Annotated in this window: 2 rRNA genes; both read right to left on the reverse strand. The window is 55.9% G+C overall.

The annotated features are described in order from the left end of the window. Positions 1 to 64: 64 nt before the first annotated feature. Positions 65 to 181, reverse strand: a 5S ribosomal RNA gene (gene rrf / locus HMPREF3159_RS14360). A 122-nt stretch (positions 182 to 303) separates the two neighbouring features. Next, a 23S ribosomal RNA gene (locus tag HMPREF3159_RS14365) occupies positions 304 to 674 on the reverse strand; the annotation flags it as partial.

The raw sequence follows: 674 nt of genomic DNA on the forward strand, positions 1-674 counted from the left end.
AAAGGGAGTGGAGGAGGCGAACACCCGCTAGGGGTTCAAGCACTCCTCCACTCCCAGTGAAGATGTCCGGCGGCGACCTACTCTCCCACACCCTCCCGAGTGCAGTACCATCGGCGCGATCGAGCTTAGCTTCCGGGTTCGGAATGGAACCGGGCGTTTCCTCGACGCTATGACCGCCGTAACACGGTGAGACACAACCAGCCACCCACCCACACCAAAAAAGATGCCGGCAGCAGGGTTGTTCCCCAAGAACCGCACAGTGGACGCGAACACACACAGAGTAAACAACAAGCACAAAGAATATTGTTGTAAGTCATCGGCCATTAGTACCAGTCAGCTCCACACATTACTGTGCTTCCACATCTGGCCTATCAACCCAGTCATCTACTGGGGGCCTCACACACCTCAAGGGTGCAAGGATATCTCATCTCGAAGCAGGCTTCCCGCTTAGATGCTTTCAGCGGTTATCCCTTCCCGACGTAGCCAACCAGCCATGCCCTTGGCAGAACAACTGGCACACCAGAGGTCAGTCCATCCCGGTCCTCTCGTACTAGGGACAGGACTTCTCAAATATCCAACGCGCGCAGCGGATAGGGACCGAACTGTCTCACGACGTTCTAAACCCAGCTCGCGTACCGCTTTAATAGGCGAACAGCCTAACCCTTGGGACCAAC

This window comes from Brachybacterium sp. HMSC06H03 (assembly GCF_001807385.1).
GTDB lineage: Bacteria > Actinomycetota > Actinomycetes > Actinomycetales > Dermabacteraceae > Brachybacterium > Brachybacterium conglomeratum.